15 protein-coding genes are annotated in these 19,787 nt (G+C 44.7%); 11 read left to right on the top strand and 4 right to left on the bottom strand.

Going from position 1 to position 19,787, the window contains the following annotated elements; all coding sequences use genetic code 11:
* Positions 1–35: 35 nt before the first annotated feature.
* Positions 36–1,370, bottom strand: coding sequence for a T9SS type A sorting domain-containing protein (locus AC23NW_RS03560; RefSeq protein WP_487447760.1), 1,335 nt, complete (start codon positions 1,368–1,370; stop codon positions 36–38).
* Positions 1,371–1,469: 99 nt separating this feature from the next.
* Between AC23NW_RS03560 and AC23NW_RS03565 the strand changes: the two genes are divergently transcribed.
* Entirely contained in the window at positions 1,470–2,678 is a 1,209-nt protein-coding gene (locus AC23NW_RS03565; protein ID WP_487447762.1) for an AGE family epimerase/isomerase, read from the top strand.
* Between the two features lie 6 nt (positions 2,679–2,684).
* Positions 2,685–2,924, top strand: a complete 240-nt coding sequence (locus AC23NW_RS03570) for a CBU_0592 family membrane protein (RefSeq protein ID WP_487447763.1) — start codon at positions 2,685–2,687, stop codon at positions 2,922–2,924.
* Positions 2,925–3,010: 86 nt separating this feature from the next.
* Here AC23NW_RS03570 and AC23NW_RS03575 read toward each other — a convergent pair whose 3' ends face one another.
* The 3 genes from AC23NW_RS03575 to AC23NW_RS03585 form a co-directional block, all read right to left on the bottom strand.
* A complete protein-coding gene (locus AC23NW_RS03575; protein ID WP_487447765.1) occupies positions 3,011–4,672 on the bottom strand; it encodes a right-handed parallel beta-helix repeat-containing protein in 1,662 nt (553 codons plus the stop codon).
* A gap of 229 nt (positions 4,673–4,901) precedes the next feature.
* Entirely contained in the window at positions 4,902–5,852 is a 951-nt protein-coding gene (locus AC23NW_RS03580) for a glycosyltransferase family 2 protein (protein ID WP_487447766.1), read from the bottom strand.
* Between the two features lie 121 nt (positions 5,853–5,973).
* Positions 5,974–7,650 carry a glycosyl transferase gene (locus AC23NW_RS03585; RefSeq protein WP_487447767.1) on the bottom strand — a complete coding sequence of 559 codons (1,677 nt, stop codon included), beginning with the start codon at positions 7,648–7,650 and terminating at the stop codon, positions 5,974–5,976.
* Between the two features lie 902 nt (positions 7,651–8,552).
* Here AC23NW_RS03585 and AC23NW_RS03590 point away from each other — a divergent pair.
* The 9 genes from AC23NW_RS03590 (at position 8,553) to AC23NW_RS03630 (ending at position 19,748) form a co-directional block, all read left to right on the top strand.
* Positions 8,553–9,353 carry a polysaccharide biosynthesis/export family protein gene (locus AC23NW_RS03590; protein WP_487447769.1) on the top strand — a complete coding sequence of 267 codons (801 nt, stop codon included), beginning with the start codon at positions 8,553–8,555 and terminating at the stop codon, positions 9,351–9,353.
* A gap of 12 nt (positions 9,354–9,365) precedes the next feature.
* Positions 9,366–11,690: a GumC family protein gene (locus AC23NW_RS03595; RefSeq protein WP_487447770.1), complete on the top strand. Its 2,325-nt coding sequence runs from the start codon at positions 9,366–9,368 to the stop codon at positions 11,688–11,690.
* Between the two features lie 642 nt (positions 11,691–12,332).
* Positions 12,333–13,004 (top strand): sugar transferase, encoded by a 672-nt coding sequence (locus tag AC23NW_RS03600; protein WP_487447772.1) that lies wholly within the window; start codon positions 12,333–12,335, stop codon positions 13,002–13,004.
* Positions 13,005–13,055: 51 nt separating this feature from the next.
* Complete coding sequence (locus AC23NW_RS03605; protein ID WP_487447774.1) at positions 13,056–14,597, top strand: MATE family efflux transporter; 1,542 nt, start codon at positions 13,056–13,058, stop codon at positions 14,595–14,597.
* On the top strand, positions 14,594–15,472 hold the full coding sequence (locus tag AC23NW_RS03610) for a hypothetical protein (RefSeq protein WP_487447776.1): 879 nt from the start codon (positions 14,594–14,596) through the stop codon (positions 15,470–15,472). Before AC23NW_RS03605 ends, AC23NW_RS03610 begins: the two co-directional genes overlap by 4 nt.
* Positions 15,469–16,302, top strand: a complete 834-nt coding sequence (locus tag AC23NW_RS03615) for a hypothetical protein (RefSeq protein WP_487447777.1) — start codon at positions 15,469–15,471, stop codon at positions 16,300–16,302. The genes AC23NW_RS03610 and AC23NW_RS03615 overlap by 4 nt, the downstream gene beginning before the upstream one ends.
* Positions 16,299–17,267, top strand: a complete 969-nt coding sequence (locus AC23NW_RS03620) for a hypothetical protein (protein WP_487447778.1) — start codon at positions 16,299–16,301, stop codon at positions 17,265–17,267. The genes AC23NW_RS03615 and AC23NW_RS03620 overlap by 4 nt, the downstream gene beginning before the upstream one ends.
* 83 nt (positions 17,268–17,350) lie before the next feature.
* A complete protein-coding gene (locus tag AC23NW_RS03625) occupies positions 17,351–18,520 on the top strand; it encodes a hypothetical protein (protein ID WP_487447779.1) in 1,170 nt (389 codons plus the stop codon).
* On the top strand, positions 18,498–19,748 hold the full coding sequence (locus AC23NW_RS03630; RefSeq protein ID WP_487447780.1) for a glycosyltransferase family 4 protein: 1,251 nt from the start codon (positions 18,498–18,500) through the stop codon (positions 19,746–19,748). Before AC23NW_RS03625 ends, AC23NW_RS03630 begins: the two co-directional genes overlap by 23 nt.
* Positions 19,749–19,787 lie beyond the last annotated feature (39 nt).

Below are 19,787 nucleotides of genomic sequence, written 5' to 3' on the forward strand. Positions count from 1 at the left end.
TGCGTTGACGATTGTTGCGCAAAAGTACCGTTTTTTTATTGCTTAACGATTCTGATGCTTTTTCGCCGGGTCGGGGTAGAGGCCTCAATCAGGTAAACGCCTGCCTGCTGCCCCGTTCTGATTTGTGTCCGGACCGGACCGGATGCTGCCGGAAATGACTGTTCGCTAATGGTTTGCCCCTGTAACGATACGACCCGCAGCCGGACCGGCTCGTGCTGCAATCCATCCAGCAGCACATCCGCAACATTCCCGTAAACCGGATTCCCGGCTGCCTCAACTACCAGCGGCTGGTCGGAAACGGCCTTGCGTGCTGCCGCGTTCCGGCAACTTTCTTTCGGGTCCCAGCGCAATTGGGCCATGGTAACCGTACCATCTTCGTTCATCTCTCTGACAAATAACATAAACGGATCAACCGGAAGGTCGGGATTCCGGATATCGGCAATGAGGGCAAAGCTCTGAATATTGGTCACGCAGTTGTCGATCCAGCCCGTGATGCCGGGGCTCATAAACGATAGCTGGCCACCGGAGCCGCCGCTTGTTCTGAACCGGAGAATGCCGCTCTGGCAGTCATAGTCAGGGGGTAGCAATTGAAGCGGTTGCCCCAGGGTACTGTCCGCGCCGGCGCATGGGTTTGCGGGCGGTGCTACCGTGGTTGATGATGGTGGTACGGGCGGGGGCAGGCAGTTTGCCGGACAGGTTTGTGTATAGTTCCAGGTAAAGGTCGTAATCGCTGTCGGATTGCTGTGACTGCGGGCCATGAGTGTAAAGGGTTCTGCATCACAGGCAGGCGTCACCGTATGGGCGTCCGGTCTGGTGGTCCATGACGTAATACCAACAGCCATGTAGCTTACCGCACTGGTATCGCCACCCATGTGCCGGAATGCAAAAGTACCTGTGCTGCAGTTATATTCGGGGGCTGTCAGGCTCAGCGAACAGGGCGTTGCTTCGACCGTGACCGATTGGGTAAGGGTAACCGTTGCCGTTAGCAGAATAAACGAAAATGAATACCGGCCAGGCTTGTCGGCCTCCGTTGTCAGTAGAAAATGACCATTGTTATCAGGCATTTGCCGGAGGCTGGTACGAATGCTGTCGTTTTGCGGAACCGAAAAAATAAGCATCGAACCCAGTCCCCGCTCCGGAACGGTCAGAGAAATGGTCGCCGGCTGGCTGATGCAGGTTGTTAAGGAGGTCGCTGATACCGAAAAACTTACCGGCGGTTGCAGTATACCGGTCTTCTGCCAGGCAGGGGGCAGGTATACCGTATCTGACCGCATGGCCGGCCGCAGCGTGTCGGCAGGGGTGCGCTGACCTATCGCACATTGTATAGCAGCAATGACCAAAAGGGTGAGGATGTAAAGGTTTCTTTGCATAAAGGCTGTGATTATGAAGAGGAAAGGTAGACAAAATCTGTAGGAAAACCTATAGTAGATTTCGTGCTCCCCGGCCTTACCTCACCAAACGAAAACCGTATGTTATCCCCTGATTTGCATACCCTCCACCGCGAGCTGCAAACCGAGTTAAGCAACATCCTGACCTACTGGCAGAAATACGCGGTTGACACGGTAAAAGGTGGGTTCTTCGGGGAGGTTGGCCTCGATAATGTACCGAAAACCTATGCCGCCAAAGGGATTGTGCTCAACAGCCGTATCCTCTGGACGTTTGCGGCGGCGGCCCGGCATACCCGCCGCACCGATGACTATCTGCCGCTGGCCAAACGTGCGTATGATTACCTCGATACCTTTTTCCGCGACCGCGACTACGGTGGTGTCTACTGGTCGGTCGATGCAGACGGCAAGCCGCTGGACACCAGCAAACAGCTCTACGGGCAGGCATTTGCCGTGTATGGGCTTAGTGAGTACTTCCGCGTCACCAAACATGCACCGGCGCTGGCCTTTGCGAAAGAAGTCTATACGGCCATGGTGAAACACGCCTATGACGCCAACCGAAGCGGCGGTTTTTTCGAAGGCTTTGCCCGTGACTGGTCGCCAACGGCGCAGTATGCTATCAGCCGGAAAAACAACGGTGAGTCAAAAACGATGAATACCCACCTGCACATCCTCGAGGCTTTCACCTGCCTGCTACGGGTATGGCCGGAGGGCGGCGCAGGTATCTACGACCTCCGTACGCAGGTGCGGGGCCTGATTGATGTCTTCCGGCAACACATTATCGACCCGGCAACACACCGGATGATCCTGTTTCAGGGCGACAACTGGGAAACCCGCCGGACGGCCATCTCCTATGGCCACGACATTGAGGCATCCTGGCTGCTGCTCGAATCAGCCGAGGTGCTGGGCGACCATGAGCTGATCCGGGCGATCAAAAAAGAATCGGTGGCGATGGCGCGGGCGGCGGCAACAGGACTGGCGGCCGACGGGGGGATGAATTACGAGTTTGATCCGGTAACCGGCCACCTCAATCAGGAGCGGTCGTGGTGGGTGATGGCCGAAGCCATGGTAGGGTTCATGAATGCCTGGCAGCTGACAAAAGAGCCGCAGTTTCTGGAAAAGTCGGTAGAAAGCTGGACCTTTATCAAAAAATACCTCATCGACCATAAGCAGGGCGAGTGGTTCGGCGGTGTCGATGAACACCACAAGGTCATGGGCAATACCAAAATCAGCATGTGGAAATGCCCGTACCACAACGGCCGCGCCTGCATGGAGACGATGGACCGGATCTAATCGGACATGATGCACATACTAATCGAAACAATGGGCTGGATTGGCTCCATTCTCATTGTCGGCGCCTACGCCGCGAATATCTACGGCCGCCTCAAAGCGGAGGATGCTGCCTACATCTGGATGAACATGATAGGCGGCATTTTCTTTATCGTGAATACCGTTCACCACCAGGCATACCCCTCGGCCCTTGTCAATGTCGTCTGGGTACTGATCGCCCTGAATGCGGTATTTAAGAAAAAACGGTAAGGGCTGCTCCGGCAGTGAGCGTAAAAAAAACAGCCCGTCAGGCGTTCTGCTGCCTGACGGGCTGTTCTGTGTATCAGAAGGTTTGATTAGTTACCTGAAGGGCAGGCTGCACCGCCTACTGTTGTCGTATAGGTAGCCGTCGGGCCACCCGCCGAATTTTTAACAGTCAGGGTATACGTGCCTGGCTCCAGTACGTTTGGTGCTGCGACTGCATAGGTACCCACATTCCGGAAAACGCTGCTGAAGACATAACCTTTCGGACCGGTGAAGGTAAACACATCACCGATGGCCGAGGCCGTCAGGGCCACATTAGTACCGCAGGCCACATCGCCCGTTGAGGTCAGGCCGGTGGCCGATGGCGGCGTACCCGGTGTAACGGCATTGGTCACCGCACTGCTGCGGTACAGGCCCGATGTGGCGGCAACGGTCACGGTAAAGGCGCCGGGTGCCGTTGTGGCAATAACTGCCTGCAGGTTTCCGGAGGCGCCCATGCCCATGGTGCTGTTGGTACCGTTCGTGATGGTGTAGTTGTAACCGGCATTATTGGTGATCATTGCCGTAATTGTGGTTGACAGCGGGGTCCCCTCAAAAATAACATTCGGCGTGATTGTCAGCGAACCGGCGATAGATGGCACACCGGCCGCTACCGGACTGCCGCCACCAACCACACCGGCTGCGGTTGTTGCCTGAGATACGGAGGTATAAACGGCTGAAAATGAACCCGGCGGATTCAGGTAGGTAGCACCGGCCGGGAATACGTTATTGCCGGCGACACCACTAATGGAATTCACTGCTGAGTTGCTTGCTGCTGCGAGTGGATTAACGCCAACCACCGCTACTGACGCAGATTCAATATGAGTACAGCCCTGACAGGGAGCAGCTTGAAATGTATTTGCCAGGACGGTGAATCCTGTACCCCGTACCCGTAAGCCAGCCCTGCCCGAATTGTCGGCTGTCGTGCCTGCAAACGTATTCCCCTGGATCAGGGCGTTGCTGGCTTCCAGTGTGGCCGGATAGTTACCGCTCGATGCTTCACCGGCCTGTCCGGTAATCTGATTGTTGATAAAGATCAGGTTACTGATTCCGAATCCGTCCGGGCTATAGTTGCGGTTAAGTGCAATCAGCTGACGCGGTACGTTAGGAACCGAAAATTGATTGCCGGTAGCCGGAGAATTACCTATGTAGGTTTTACCTGAGAAAATATTTCCCGAAACGGTCAGGTTTGGCAAAATAGCCGTCGTCTCTGTGAGCAGGCCCAGGTCACCGTTAGCCACAATCTCGTTATCGGTAATCTGCAGGTTCGTGTGGTTGCCGGCAACGTAAACCGCAGCGTTTTCGATACCCGGACTGCCGTTATCAATCCCGAGTACGGTAAAGCCTTTCAGGCAGGCATTGGTTGATGAGCTCTGAAAATAAACGGTACCTGCGGAAGAGCCGTTAGCTGTACCCGTAATGGTCGTTGCCGCACGGCCGTTCTGCGACATCAGGCACACGTTTTTGTTGATGACAATGTTCTCCGTGTAATTTCCGTCCTGTACAATAATCGTTGTATTGGCCGGAACCGTAGTCAGTGCGTGTGTAATCGTCAGGAAAGGCGATCCCTGACTGCCATTCGCCCCGTTGCTACCCGTGGTGGCTACATAATAGGTCTGACTGAAAGCTGGTGCGGCAAGGCAACATGCGGCGAGGAGGGCAAAAAGGTTGCCCGCGGTCATAGACCGGAAACGTGTCTTCGTAAAGTTTAACATAACTTGCTTACAGAATAAGAAGGATAAAAATGAACGGATGATTAGTTACTAAAATAGTAATATTCAAATATGAGTGAATGGTCTATAATAGTAACTTTAATGACTACTTAAATCGTAATAACACCAATTCGTATCTGCAAAATTATAAATAAGCAAGCCTTGTGCAAGATGAAGTATAACAAATTATTGGAAAAGTAATATTATCACAGATGGATATGATTGTTCAGATTTATGATTTTTTTATTGTTTTACGTATATGGTAGGTCGTTCGGGAAGGGGCGTTGTAATAGATGCGGACGAGTAATTCAGCGATCAGGCCCATGCCCAGAAACTGAAAACCGCCCACGAGGAGTGCAGGGGCGAGAAATGAAGCGGCGGGCCAGTTGCCGGTGCGCATATAGTGCCAGCCGTCCCAGGCGTAAAGCAGCACACTGCCGGCCCACATGGCCAGACTGCCGTGCCCGAAAAAGTGCATGGGCCGCAGCCGGTAACGCTTCAGAAACAGGAGCAGCATGAGGTCGCTGATCACCTTCAGGGTGCGGCCCAGCCCGTACTTCGACGTCCCGTGGAGCCGCGCCCGGTGGTTCACGGGGACTTCGGTCATGCGCGCGCCTTCGAGGTGGGCCAGGACCGGCATAAACCGGTGCAGCTCGCCATACAACGGCAACCGCTTCGCCAGATCGGCCCGGAACACGCGGAGCGAACTGCCATAATCCTGCTGGTAAACACCGGTCGCTTTACGGATAAGCGCGTTGGCGATACGGCTCGGCAGTTTCCGGAGCCAGAAACCGTCCTGCCGCCGGGCGCGGATGCTGCCGACCAGATCATAGCCGTCCGTTTCAGCCATTGCCAGCAGGCGCGGAATGTCGGCAGGGTCGTGCTGGAGGTCGCCGTCGAGCGTTACAATGTACGTCCCCTGCGCCACCGCAAACCCCGCCGCCAGGGCCTGGCTCTGCCCGTAGTTCCGGGCCAGGTCCACAATCACCAGCTCCGGCGCCTCGAGGGCGTCCAGCTCCGCCAGCGTCCCGTCCGTCGACCCGTCATTGACATAAATCAGCTCATAGGCATAGTCCCGCAGCGCCCCCCGCAGCTCCGCTACCAGCGGCCCGATATTCCCCGCTTCGTTATAGACACAGACGACAATGGAGACGATGATTGAGTGATTGAGTGATTGAGTCATTGAGTGATTGAGTGATTGAGTGATTGAGTGGTTGAGTGATTGAGTGATTGAGTGATTGAATGATTGAATTATTGATGAAGGCGCTTTCGTTGGGCGTTTGGCCACTCAATCGCTCAATCACTCATTCACAAATGCCCCGCTCATTCACAAATTTTACAATCTTCGCCGGGTGGTTGTCGTAGAGCATGAGGGTGCCGAGGGTTTGGTAGTGTTCGTTGAGGAGGCTGACGGAGTCGGCAAGATACAGGGCATTCGGGTATTTTTGGTCGGTAATGGGCAGAATCCGCTGCCGGGCTACTTCGATATGAAACGTATTCACGTCGGTGGCGCCCAGTTCGGGGGTGATTGTCTGCCGGTAGACGTAGAGGAGGAGCGGCCGGCCATGGGCATCCAGCGTCAGCCGCGCGGCCTGTTCGGACGTGGCCTGGTAAAACGCCCGCTTGGCCAGCCGGGGCGGCAACACGAGTGCATTGAAGGCAATCCGGCCGAACAGCAGGTAAAACAGCAGGATCAACAGCCGGTGGGCGGGCAAACGCGTATAGGCGTACCAACAGCCGCCCAGCACCACGGCCGCCCCCGCCGCCCACACAAACCGGTACGGAATGGCCTGCATATCGGGCAGCAGGGGCAGAAACAGCGCCCCGACGGCAATCAACCCCATCAGCGCGCCCCAGATCCGCTCCACCCACCGGCGAATAACCCCGCCCGCTACCCCCAACTCTCCGCCCTTTGCCCCTTGCTCCCCGCTCTCTGCTCTCCGCTCTCCGCCCCCATACAGGTACACCAGACACGTAAACAGCAGCGGCAGAAACATCAGCAGGTACCGGGCGTAGACTTGCGGCGAGGCCCAGTAAACGGGAATATTCACCAGAAACACCAGGGCATTGAAGGCCAGAAACGGATGCGCCCGCAGCCGGTCAATCGCTCCCCGGACCGCCAGCAAGGGTAGCAGAAGCGTAAACGGCGCAAAGTGGTAGATAAACTCAAACGGAAACGTCAGCAGGTGGAGCAGGGCCGCGCCGATGCCGAAGGTGAGCGCGGTGCGGCGGGTGCTTTCAAACCACAGCACATCCAGCGCTTTGGCCACCGGAAAGCCCGCTTCCAGCGCCGCCGCGACGTAATACCCGCCGACAAGGCCGGCAAACACCAGCAGCCCCGCCGCGTGGGCCGGATGCCAGAGCCGCCGCCACTCGCGCCGGTAAACCAGCCAGCTGACCAGCGTCAATCCCTGAAAAATAACCGACGGCCAGCCCTTCATCATAAACCCGACCGCCGTCAGCAGGTAGGTGGCCGGAAACAAGAGCCACCACCGTTGCCGCTCCGACAGCCGGTAGAGCAGCAGCCAGCCCGTGTAGGTAATCCAGGCCAGCGTAATGTCCATGAGCCCGAACAGGGTCTCAAAAAAAAGTACCCGTCCGTTGACCAGCTGCATGCCGGCGATTAGAAAGGCGCGGTAAGACCCCAGTTCGCGGCGGACAAACCAGAAAATCGTGAGGGAAAAAGCAATGGCGGAAAGAGCCATCGGGAACCGCAGCGCCAGGGATGAGTAACCGCCGGAAAGCCGGAATGAGCTGGCAATTAGCCAGTTGTAGAGCGGGGGTTTGTTGAAATACAACGCCCCGTTGAGGGTAGGCGTGAGGTAATGCCCCGACAGCAGCATTTCCAGCGCCACCACCGCCCGCCGCGGCTCATCCGTCCGGACATCGACCGGCAGATACCCCAGATGACTGAACACGGCCACCACTGCGAGCAAAAGAAATGCCAGAGGCACCCAACCCGTAACGAAACGTTGATTCACTGTAAAATTTATTGTTTCACCACATGAGCCACATAGCGTACAAAGAGTAAGCTAAAACCTATGTTTTCTATGTGACTATGTGGTACATGTATTTAGACTATGGCGTGCTAGCGCTATAAATTCCTCCCCCTTGCTCCCTCCAAAGGGGGAGAGCTTCGCCGGTTTCCCCCTTTGGATCGGACTGCCGAAGCAGGGGGCAGGAAAACTATGTTTCTATACCCTATACCCCTACCGTTGACAAGCATATGACAACGCTTAGTAAACAATATGAACAAATGCATACCGGAGATACGCACATAAAAACATATTTTTTAGATATTTGCCAAATGTGGTAACAAATTAAGAGGCAATGCATCGGTTTTGCGCAATAAAAACCGGATGATTTCCGGTGTGTGCCACTTGTAACTAATACGGTTACAAGAAAAAGATAACATATAATCCTCACAAATCCGTACAATTTTTACTGTAAGGGCTTTTTTTAAATTTATTATATGGCTGAATGCATTGATAACCAAATAGAAAGGGTGAATTAGCCATGTAAACCAGTTGAAAATAGCGTAAAACTACGTATACGAGTTATTGATAATTATAAACAACTTTGTGACTGTAACGGGGATTACGTAAGCAGAAATAACGCTTTTGTACAATTTGGATAAGTAATATTACTTATCAATAAATAAGACGAATTATGCATATGTCCCCATTGTGGTAAATGGATTTTCTATTTACTTAGTACTCGATTTCCGTAACAAGCCTTAGCAAAAAAGATACTACTGGTTAGTGATAGAAAACAAGAGGTAACTCCTCTGACTATCTTAGCTTAACACTAGTGATTGTATGTTCAAGTGTAATAAACGCCCGGTTGCCGGGCAGGTACGTCAGGAAATTAACGAAAGCAGCCTATGACTCCACACGCATATATTACCCGCACCGGATTCTGGCTGGCTTGTCTCTGCCTTTGTCTGACGGGTTGCATCTCCAGCAAAGAGCTGGTGCTTTTCCAGAAAACAAACGCCGATACGCTGGCGGTGGCAAGCCGCTATACGCCGACCATTCAGACGGGCGATGTGCTCTCTATCCAGATCAGCAGCCTCAACCCCGAAGCGACATCGTTTTTTAATCCCTACGCAATTATCAACCAGATAAGTCAGAATCAAACGGCTTCTTCATCGATTAATGCCTCATTGCCGTATATTCCTGGTTACCGCGTAGATAACGAGGGTAATATTGAAATGCCCCTGATGGGGAAAGTAAAAGTAGCCGGTTCGACAACCTCACAGGTGGCCGATATCATCCGCGAAAAGGTAAAAACCTATTTGAAAGACCCGACCGTAAATGTCCGCAATACCAGTTTTCAGGTAAGCGTATTGGGCGAGGTAACGCGGCCATCCATGTACTTGATACCGAATGAGCAGATAACGTTGCCGCAGGCCATCGGGCTCGCGGGTGACCTGACGGTTTACGGCCGCCGGGATAATGTGTTAGTGATCCGCGAGGAAAACGGGCAGAAAATCTTTGCCCGCATCGACCTCCGCCAACGGGATTTGTTTAAGTCGCCTTTTTACTACCTGCATCCGAATGACATCGTTTACGTAGAGCCTGCGAAAACACGGACTGTCGCCATTGATCGTACCTATCAGATCCTGCCGATTGCGCTCAGTGCACTCTCGGTAGTCGCTATCATTCTTACCAGAATCTTATAAGATATCCATCCAATGTCAAACCCAGGTAATTACTCTTACATCCCGTTTCAGGAAGTTGACACGGATGCGCAAAATTTACGGGCTACGCTGTTCCGCTACCTGCGGAATTGGCCGTGGTTTGTAGCCTCGCTCGTGGTAGCTCTGGCGGGCGCTTATGTGTACTTGCTCTATCAGCAACCCGTGTACCGTTCGCAGGCGAGTCTGCTGATCAAGGATGAAAAAAAAGGGATTGATCAGGAAAGCATTCTGAAGGAGCTGGAGATATCGGGGCCGAAGAAAACGGTGGAAAACGAAATCGAGATTCTGAAGTCGTTTACCCTGATGGAAAAAGTGGTGAACAAACTGGATCTGGATATCCGGTATTATACCGAAACGAATTTCGGAAAACGCGACCTCTATACCGCACGGCCGTTCCGGTTTGTAGTGGAGGCCGGTAGCCCGTCCCTGTACAAGGAAGAGCTACAGCTTACGTTCCCGACGACACAGACGGTACAGATCAACGGCAAAATATACCCGATTAACCAGCCGCTGAATACACCTTACGGCCGGATTCGGGTAGACGGGCTGAAAGGACTGAAACCAACGACCGAACCGGTGATTGTTCAGGTAGCAACGCGGACGGATGCCGTGAATGGGTATGTAAACGCGCTGAAGGCTGAGCCAACCAGTAAAGCCTCGACGGTGATTGTCCTCTCCATGGAAGATGCGGTACCGGAGCGCGGCGAAGCGATTCTGAACGGCCTGATTGAGGAGTATAACCAAGCCGCCATTGCCGATAAAAACCAGATCGCCGGCAATACACTAAAGTTCATCGAAGACCGCCTCGCCCTTATTTCGGGTGATCTGGCCGTGGTGGAAAAAGACGTAGAGCATTACAAATCCTCGCAGGGGATTACCGACCTGAGCACGCAGGCGCAAAGCTTTTTGCAGACGCTACAAACCAACGATGCCCAGCTGAACGAAACAACCCTGCAACTCGGGGCGCTGAAAGATGTGGAGCGCTACGTGCAGCAGCAGTCCGATCAGAAAGGCATGGCACCGGCTACGCTCGGGCTGAATGATCCGGTATTGCTGGGCCTGGTGAGTAAACTGTCGGAACTGGAACTGCAGCGGGAACAGCTGGCGCGGACCACCTCCGAGCAGAACCCGATGCTGCAAACCCTGGAGAGCCAGATTAAATCGACCAAAACCAGCATCCAGGCCAATGTACAGAACATGAAGGCGATGCTGACGACCACGCAGAAACAGCTGCAGGCCAACAACGTAACGCTGGAAGGGCAGATCCGGACCATTCCGGGCAAGGAACGCAACCTGCTGGAAATTTCGCGGCAACAGGCAATTAAAAGCAACCTGTATACCTACCTGTTGCAGAAGCGGGAAGAAACGGCGGTATCGTTTGCTTCGACCATTTCGGATAGCCGGACGGTGGATAAAGCACGGACGGACGATAAACCGGTTAAACCAGTTAAACGGACCATCTTTTTGCTTTTTGCGCTGGTAGGACTCTTTATTCCCGTAGGCGTAATTGCCGGTAAAGATATGCTGAGCAACCGCGTGATGCGGCGGACGGACGTGGAAGAAGGTACGCAGGTACCGATTCTGGGCGAAATTGTCAAGAGCAAAAAGCTTGAGCCGATTGTGATTTCGGGACGAAAGCAATCGATCATTGCCGAACAAATCCGGACGCTGCGGACCAACCTGCAGTTCTTACGGAGCGATCCGAAGGGCAGTCAGGTACTCCTGTTTACGTCCAGTATCAGCGGCGAAGGCAAATCGTTTATTTCGCTGAACCTGGGCGCGAGCCTTGCCCTGGTGAACCGCCCGACGGTGATTTTGGAAATGGACCTGCGGAAACCAAAGCTCCACAAAAACCTGAATATTTTTCCGGGGCAGGGCCTGAGTAACTACCTGATCGGCGAGGCGACGGTGGATGAGATTCTGCAGCCGGTGCCGGGCAACGAGAATTACTTTATCATCACGAGCGGACCGATTCCGCCGAACCCGGCCGAATTACTGAGCAGCCCGAAACTGCCGGAACTGATCGATGAACTGAAGAAACGCTTTGACTACGTGCTGATCGACTCACCACCCATCGGCCTCGTGACCGATGCGCAGGTGATTGCCCCATTGGCCGATGCGACCCTGTACGTAGTCCGGCACGACCATACACCGAAGAACTTTATTAAGCAGCTCGATACCTGGAACCGCGAACACCGGTTTAATAAACTGAATGTGATCCTGAACGCTGTCGGCGAAGGCGAAGCCTACTACTACAGCTACAGCTACGGCAACTACTACGGAGAGGGCAAAGACAAACGACTCACACGCCCTGACTAACCCAATACGCACATACACCCTCAGCCTGCCCCGCGCAGGGTAGGGGATCGTATGCAGGAAGAGCAGCCACGAAGACGCTAAGAACCGGAGACGCACGAAGGGAAAAGGAACTACGAAAACATGTAAGAATCGAAAAGGCACGAAGTGCCAAAAGAACGTAGTGCCGCTTTGCGACTTCCCGTCTTTGTGGTTAATGGTAGCCACGAAGACGCTAAGAACCGAAGCAGCACAAAGGAAGAAGAAGGACAAGAAGAACTTAGTGCCGCTTTGCGCCTTCCCGTCTTTGTGGTTAATGTAGCCACGAAGACGCTAAGAACCGAAGCAGCACAAAGGAAGAAGAAGGACAAGAAGAACTTAGTGCCGCTTTGCGACTTCCCGTCTTAGTGGTTAATGGTAGCCACGAAGACGCTAAGAACCGAAGCAGCACAAAGTAAGAAGAAGAATAAGAAAAACTTAGTGCCCCTTCACGTCTTCTCATCTTTGTGGTTAAAGAAAAAACTTAGTGCCCCTTCGTGCCTTCCCGCCTTAGTGGTAAAAACAAAAAAATCACGGATTACCTGTTACTTATATGAATCTGTGGGTATTAATAAATACATGCAATTGATACAATCGTAAACAACCTAAAACGCTCACGCCAACGCCATGATCTCATTAGATTCACTTCCTACACCTGGACTGTTCCGGCCGGAGGACCGAAGCGCGGAGACGGAATCATCGCTGTACGTACGCTATGGAAAGCGTGTGTTTGATGTCGTGTTTGCCCTATTAGTTACCGTCTTTATCCTCTCATGGCTGTTGCCGATTGCGGCGGTCTGCATCCTGTTTTGTTCGCCGGGGCCTGTATTCTTCGTGCAGCCACGAACCGGTAAAAACGGACGCAAGTTTAAGTGCCTGAAAATACGGACCATGCGGCACGAACAACCGAGTGAATTCCGGCAAACTACGCAGTACGATGATCGCGTGACACGGGTGGGAAAAGTGTTGCGGAAAACGAACCTGGACGAAATGCCGCAGTTCATCAACGTATTATTGGGACACATGAGTGTTGTTGGTCCCCGTCCTCATGCGGTAGCCCATGACGCACAATTCTGGAACAGCTTTCCCGAGTATAAACTGCGCTATCTAGTAAAACCAGGCATTACCGGATTAGCCCAGGTACGCGGCGCACGGGGTGAAACAGAAACGCTGGTAAAAATGCAACACCGGGTTCGGTATGATTTATACTACCGAGACCGGCAGTCCTTATGGCTGGATGTGCGAATTTGCTGGTGGACAGTAAAAAGTATGATGAAGGGGAATATTAATGCATGGTAGAATAAACTGATACATAATTTTTTTTTGAAATAGTTAAGGAGGTTAACTATAATGTCAACTGCAAAAAGAGTTGTAAAAAATACGAGTTTTTTATATGCAAAAATGGCAATAACGATGTTTGTTGCGTTATACACGACTCGGCTTATATTAAACGCATTAGGATCATCAGATTTCGGTATATTTAATATTGTAGGCGGAGCGATCGCGATGCTAGGTTTCTTGAACGCTGCAATGGCAAGTTCAACACAAAGATTCATGTCATATTCAGAAGGAGAATCAGATAAATTAAAACAAATTGAAATATTTAACATAAGCTTTATTTTGCATTTCGGAATAGGAGTGATATTAGCGCTTATTTTATTAGTAACAGGTTGGTTTTTTTTTAATGGAATACTAAATATTCCAAATAATAGAATCCTAGCAGCGAAAGTAGTATATGGAAGTTTAATTATATCTACAGTATTTACAGTAATGACAGTACCATATGACGCTATACTAAATGCTAGAGAGAATATGTTGTACTATTCAATAATTGGTATAGTTGAATCAATGTTAAAACTAATTGTAGCTTTAATACTCATAAATTATAGTGGAGATAAATTAATGATATATGGAATACTGATGTCAATAGTCGCAATAATGAATATGATAATAATGAGGGTATACTGCCATAAAAGATATGAAGAATGTATACTTGAGCCCAAAAAATACTGGTCACATAAACTTATGAAAGATATGATGTATTTCGCGGGTTGGAATCTATTAGGCAACTCAAGTAGTATGATAGTAAATTATGGACAAGGAATAATAATAAATAAATTTTTTGGGGTAACCATAAATACTTCTCAAGCAGTAGCAAGTCAAGTTAATTCACAATTAAACTCGCTAACTATGGTTATGATGAAGGTAATGAATCCAATAATTGCTAAAAAAGAAGGTTCAGGAAATAGAGCAGGTATGATAAATGCAACATTTATAAGTTGTAAAAGTTCAATCTACCTAATGTTAATATTATTTGTTCCAGCATGGATAGAGATGCCATATATATTGCATGTATGGTTAATAAAAATTCCAGATTATGCAATACTATTTTGTAGGTTATTAATAATAAATACTTTTATAGGATATTCGGTATTACCAATATTATCATCATTGCAAGCACATGGAAATATAAAAAAAGTTCAAATACTTTTGTCGACATTATACTACTTGCCGTTATTAGTAATGTACATTTTATTTAAATTTGGATACCCTTGTTATATTTCATATATATTATTAGGAGGGTATACATTATTATCAGGATTAATTATTTTATACTATGCACAAGCGAATTATAATTTTCCATCAGTATACTTTATAAAGAATGTTATTTTTAAGGCATTAGGTGTGTTAATAATACAAGCAAGTGTATGTATTATGATAATAAATTTCTTGGAAGAAGGAGGAGTTAGGATGATTATAATATTCGCATTATCATCACTAATACTTTTGTTATTAATATGGAAGTTTTCTTTAGAAGAAATGGAAAAAAAAATAATAATGAATATATTATTCTCAGAATTACTTGTATCAAAGAAAATTAGAAAGCTATGAATCAATATAAGAAAAATATTTGTTCGTTTGCAGATTCAAATATGTATATTACAGCAAAGAGATTTATAAAGCAGGTTGATGATTTAAATTATTATGACAGTTGTGTAGTTTATAATGAAAAAATGTTAGAGCAGAGTTTTCAGTTAAAGCATAAAGATAAATTTGACTTACGAGGATTTGGATATTGGATATGGAAACCACAAATAGTATTACAATCACTATTGCAGATGAATGAAGGGGATATATTACAATATTCAGATATAGGTTGTCATTTAATTAAAGAGGGGAGTAATAGATTAGAAAATTATTTTGAAATGCTGTATAAATCAGATTATAACTTTTTGGTATTTCAAATGAAAGGTTTTTTAGAAAAAGAATGGACAAAAGGGGACCTTTTTGATTATTTTAAAGCACGTGAGGATAAAAACATTACTGAAACAAATCAAATTTGGGCAGGGAGTTTTATTGTAAAAAAGAATCCGTCATCAATTAATTTTATCAAAGAATGGCTTTACATAATTGAAAATAATTACAATTTAGTTGATGATTCTTATTCAAAATCACAAAACTTTTCCGGATTTAGGGAGAATAGACATGATCAAAGTATTTTTTCGATATTAGCAAAAAAAAATAAAGTTTTGTGTTTAGATCACGGTAATGAAAATACAAAATACTATGGTGATTATCCAATATTGGCATTAAGGGATAAAACTGATGGAGAGAAATGGATGGAGATTTTTACATATCCGAAGATAATAAGAGTATTTAAGGTAGAAAAACAAATAGATCGGATTGCAAAAGTGCTTTTTGAAATAATGATTGGGCAAACAATATTTTTGAAATTAAAAAAATATTTTAAAAAAAGAACTAAATGAGATATTCAATTTTAGTGAATACATGTGATAAATTTGAGGATTGTTGGGATCCTTTTTTTAAACTGTGGGGTATTTATTGGAATTCGTGTAGAGGTAAAATATATTTAAACACAGAATATAAAAAATATAGCTATCCCGGATTGCATATAACACCAATACAAGTATGTAGGCAAAAAAAAATTAATCATAAGAGAATACCTACTTGGAGTGAATGTTTAAAATGGGCGCTAGAACATATAGAAACAGAAATAATTCTATACATGCAAGAAGATTATTTTATAAATAACGAAGTAAAAAATGATTTAGTAGAAAATTATGTATCTGTAATGATGAATGATGATACAATAAAATGTATCCATTTAACAGATCAAGCAGTAATAGCGTCTGGAAACTCAAAATACGAAAGATTAGATAGCGTGTTAATAAAGCAAAGATATAGAGTTTCTTGTCAGACTGCTTTGTGGAGAAAATCAGAGCTTTTAAATTTAATTCGCGATTATGAAGATGCTTGGGAATTCGAAGAATTTGGATCAATTAGATCGACGAGGTTAGGTAATGATTATTATGTGGTTAATAGAGATTTTGTGAGAATAAATGAATTTGAAATTGTACCTTATATTTTTACTGGTATTATTCAAAATAAATGGAATATAAATGTCATTCCATTATTTGTAAAGCATGATATAAAAATTGACTATTCAATTAGAGGATTTTCAAAAGATACACCACCAAAATCTCTCAAGGAAAGAATAAAATATCGATTAAAAAAAACATTAAAAATTATTCGACATAAAATTGATTTATATTCAATAAAAGGAAGTGAAAAATGAAAAACATATATATAAATATTTTGAGAGTTCTTAAAAAAATATATACTAAAATAATGCCAATACCATTACTTTCGAAGCAACCATGTGAAGGAAATGCAGATAAAGTTTCGGAGATAATATATAAAAAATTAATTGATGATAAACCCTGTATGATCTCAAGATTCGGAAGTACAGAGCTATTAACAACATTAAACTATTTAAATGTTAAAACAGGTAAACGAGATTTTTGGAAATACATAAAGGGAGAAATACACCAATGGTGGTGGAATGAAAATATCATCAGACAAATGAAGGAGTGGAGCGGTTTTTTTCCAGCAACAGAACCAAAAATTGAAGCTTTCTGTGAACTGATGTTAAAAGATATGCTACAAGTAGACGTATTAGGAAGCTGGCTTTCAGAAGAAAATTATTTTTTAACAAGATTAGAAAAAGCAATTTTTGTGGAATTTGAATTACTAAATCCGTTCTTTTCAAAAAATCCTTGGACAGCAGCATTAAAGGGTAAAAAGATTCTTGTTGTTCATCCATTTTCAGAGCGGATTGAACAACAGTATCAAAAACGAAAATTCTTATTTAAGAACCAAGATATACTACCAGATTTTCAACTGCTCACAATAAAAGCAGTGCAAAGCTTGGGAGGCGAAAACATAAGTCATAATGACTGGTTTGAAGCTTTGCAGTGGATGAAAGATGAAATTGATAAAAGAGATTATGATATTTGTTTAATCGGTTGTGGAGCATATGGATTCCCATTAGCAGCTCATGTTAAAAGGAGTGGGAAAAAATCAATTCATTTAGGTGGATCTCTCCAATTATTATTTGGCATTAAAGGAAAACGTTGGGAAAATTCAAATTATAACCCAATATACAATTATGCTGAATTGATGAATGAATATTGGGTACGTCCAGACGCTGATATGAAGCCGAAAAATGCAGATATGGTAGAAGATGCATGTTATTGGTGAAATAAAATTATTTTTGTATAATAGAATTATATTTAAACTAAGATCTCATGATATATGTTTTTTGTATTGTATTTGTTTTATTTATGAATACATCATTAGCTCCCGTATTAGGCTTTGATGCAATTGTCACTACAGCCTTTCTACCCATAATGTTTTACATTTTTAAAGAAACAATATTGGGCAATGTGAATTATAAATTAAAGACAAATTGGCCTGACATTTGTGTAATTATTTTCGGCATTATTGTGTATTTTATAAAATATAGTTTAGGACAAGATTACTTCAAATTAATACTAACATTATTAATTATACCACCGCTAATGTCCATTTACTTTAATAATTGTTCAGATAATAAAATAAAAATACTAAGGATTACAGTTATATTTTTTTTTGTATCTGAATGCTTAATTGCAATATATGAAAGATTATCGTATAAACAAATTTTTAATATAATACAAATTAATGATGATATTTCTGAGATTGAATCTTGGGAATTTAGAAGTCAAGCCTTAATGGGACATCCTCTTGCTAATGCTATGGTGGTGGCAGTCTTAATGGCATTTATAGTATGTAATGATAATATAAAGTTATTTTACAAAATATTACTAATATCATTGGGTTATATTGCGCTATTTTGTTTTAATGCGCGGGGCTCAATTTTGGTTAGCACATTTCTAATTATTCCTACACTTTTTTTTCAAATAGTTATTTCTGTAAAAAAAAAATATAGAATCATCTATATATTTTTGATATTATCACTGATTATTGTTGCGCAGTATTTAATTTTTAGTACGAATCTTGGTGGCAGAATTTCAAATTCAGAAAAATTATTAGATGGAAGTGCAATGACAAGGATTGATGCATTCAAATTTTATTTATTTTTAAGTGAACAAGATTTATTGTGGGGTAATCCTGAAAGTTATTTGTACATAACAAGAAAACTTGGAGCGGGTGGGGTTGAAAATGGAATCATTGTATTAATTCTACAATATGGAATTATTATAACATTTCCAATGTTATGCCTATTGTTTTATTTTCAATGGCAAAAATTGAAAGTATATCCTAAGTTTAAACAGTTTTTAATATTTGGAGTATTTTTAATTATTGGTACTATAAACCCTAATTTGAGCTCTGCCGTTCAATGGGTAATTTTTATTTTCGGTTATTATGCGTTTCGTAATAATAGATTATCAAGCAAATTATTTATAAATAATAGAAAATTATTTGAAAATGAAAGTACTTTGGCTTTGTAATGCGATTTTTTCAAATGATAAAATAACTGGAACTTCTAGTTGGCTACAACCCTTGGCTGAAGGAATTCAACGAAATGGAGATGCACAGATAATAAATATTTCGCAAGGAGAAGTTAAAGACATAATTAGGAAAGACCATGATGACATTAAGCAGTGGATTGTACCCACAATGAAAAAAAGAAAATTTGGACAGGTTGCTTCGAAAAAATTATGTAAGCTAATTGCTGAAATTATTGAAAAAGAATCTCCTGATATAGTACATATATGGGGAACAGAAAATATATGGGCATCAATCCATGCTATGGGCTATATTAAAGCAAAAACTTTGATCGATATACAAGGGCTTTTATTTGCTTATACCGATTATTACTATGGAGGACTTTCACTAAGTGAAATATTTAAATGTATCAGGCTTAAAGAAATAATAATGCCTTGGCGAACTCTTTTTAATAAGAAAATTGTGTTTTACAAGCGCGGGGAGATTGAAAAGCATCATATTAAATGTTTTACTAATATTTCTTATCAATCCGATTGGGTAAAAAATAATTTAAATACAGTAGTGAATTCTAAAGTAAATTTATTCAAAACAAAGATTATTTTACGGGAATCATTTTATGGATCAAAACAATGGGAATACAAATCATCTGGGAGAAGACCAATAATATTTGCATCATGTTCTGCTGCAGTTTCCTATAAAGGTATTCATGTATTAGTAAGAGCAGTTGGCTTATTAAAACAAAAATATTGTGATGTTCAGTTGCGAATCGCAGGAAATATTAACGTAGGAAAATTATTGCAAGATGGATATTCAGTTTATATAAATGATTTACTTAATAAATATGATCTTAAAAATAATACAGTACTAGTAGGCTCTTTAGATGAAAATGGTATAGTTGATGAGTTACTTAATGCTAATGTTTTTGTTGTACCTTCATTCGTTGAGACATATTGTTTGGCTTTTGCTGAAGCAATGATTATTGGAGTTCCCTCAGTTGTTTCATATGCAGGCGCTATGCCTGAATTAGCTGTTCATAGGGAAGAGGCCTTATTTTATAATTCTCTTGATTTTATACAGTGTTCATCAAATATTGATGAATTAATAGAAAATAAAGAGTTAGCAATTAGAATTTCTAACAATTCTAGAAATAGGAAAATTAAAGAAAATAATAGGCAAGATGTGATTGAAAGACAGATTCAAATATATAACGAAGTTCAAAATGGAGATTGATAATGATAGGATTGTATATTTGAAATTTGTTTTTTAAGT

The sequence above is a fragment of the Arsenicibacter sp. R0_47 genome (assembly GCF_057652235.1).

What these genes read in the sequence shown, in the direction of transcription:
- AC23NW_RS03560 (WP_487447760.1), bottom strand. Translation starts at nt 1,370, where the DNA reads ATGCAAAGAAACCTTTACATCCTCACCCTTTTGGTCATTGCTGCTATA.
- AC23NW_RS03565 (WP_487447762.1), top strand. Translation starts at nt 1,470, where the DNA reads ATGTTATCCCCTGATTTGCATACCCTCCACCGCGAGCTGCAAACCGAG.
- AC23NW_RS03570 (WP_487447763.1), top strand. Translation starts at nt 2,685, where the DNA reads ATGATGCACATACTAATCGAAACAATGGGCTGGATTGGCTCCATTCTC.
- AC23NW_RS03575 (WP_487447765.1), bottom strand. Translation starts at nt 4,672, where the DNA reads ATGTTAAACTTTACGAAGACACGTTTCCGGTCTATGACCGCGGGCAAC.
- AC23NW_RS03580 (WP_487447766.1), bottom strand. Translation starts at nt 5,852, where the DNA reads ATGACTCAATCACTCAATCACTCAATCATCGTCTCCATTGTCGTCTGT.
- AC23NW_RS03590 (WP_487447769.1), top strand. Translation starts at nt 8,553, where the DNA reads ATGACTCCACACGCATATATTACCCGCACCGGATTCTGGCTGGCTTGT.
- AC23NW_RS03595 (WP_487447770.1), top strand. Translation starts at nt 9,366, where the DNA reads ATGTCAAACCCAGGTAATTACTCTTACATCCCGTTTCAGGAAGTTGAC.
- AC23NW_RS03600 (WP_487447772.1), top strand. Translation starts at nt 12,333, where the DNA reads ATGATCTCATTAGATTCACTTCCTACACCTGGACTGTTCCGGCCGGAG.
- AC23NW_RS03605 (WP_487447774.1), top strand. Translation starts at nt 13,056, where the DNA reads ATGTCAACTGCAAAAAGAGTTGTAAAAAATACGAGTTTTTTATATGCA.
- AC23NW_RS03610 (WP_487447776.1), top strand. Translation starts at nt 14,594, where the DNA reads ATGAATCAATATAAGAAAAATATTTGTTCGTTTGCAGATTCAAATATG.
- AC23NW_RS03615 (WP_487447777.1), top strand. Translation starts at nt 15,469, where the DNA reads ATGAGATATTCAATTTTAGTGAATACATGTGATAAATTTGAGGATTGT.
- AC23NW_RS03620 (WP_487447778.1), top strand. Translation starts at nt 16,299, where the DNA reads ATGAAAAACATATATATAAATATTTTGAGAGTTCTTAAAAAAATATAT.
- AC23NW_RS03625 (WP_487447779.1), top strand. Translation starts at nt 17,351, where the DNA reads ATGAATACATCATTAGCTCCCGTATTAGGCTTTGATGCAATTGTCACT.
- AC23NW_RS03630 (WP_487447780.1), top strand. Translation starts at nt 18,498, where the DNA reads ATGAAAGTACTTTGGCTTTGTAATGCGATTTTTTCAAATGATAAAATA.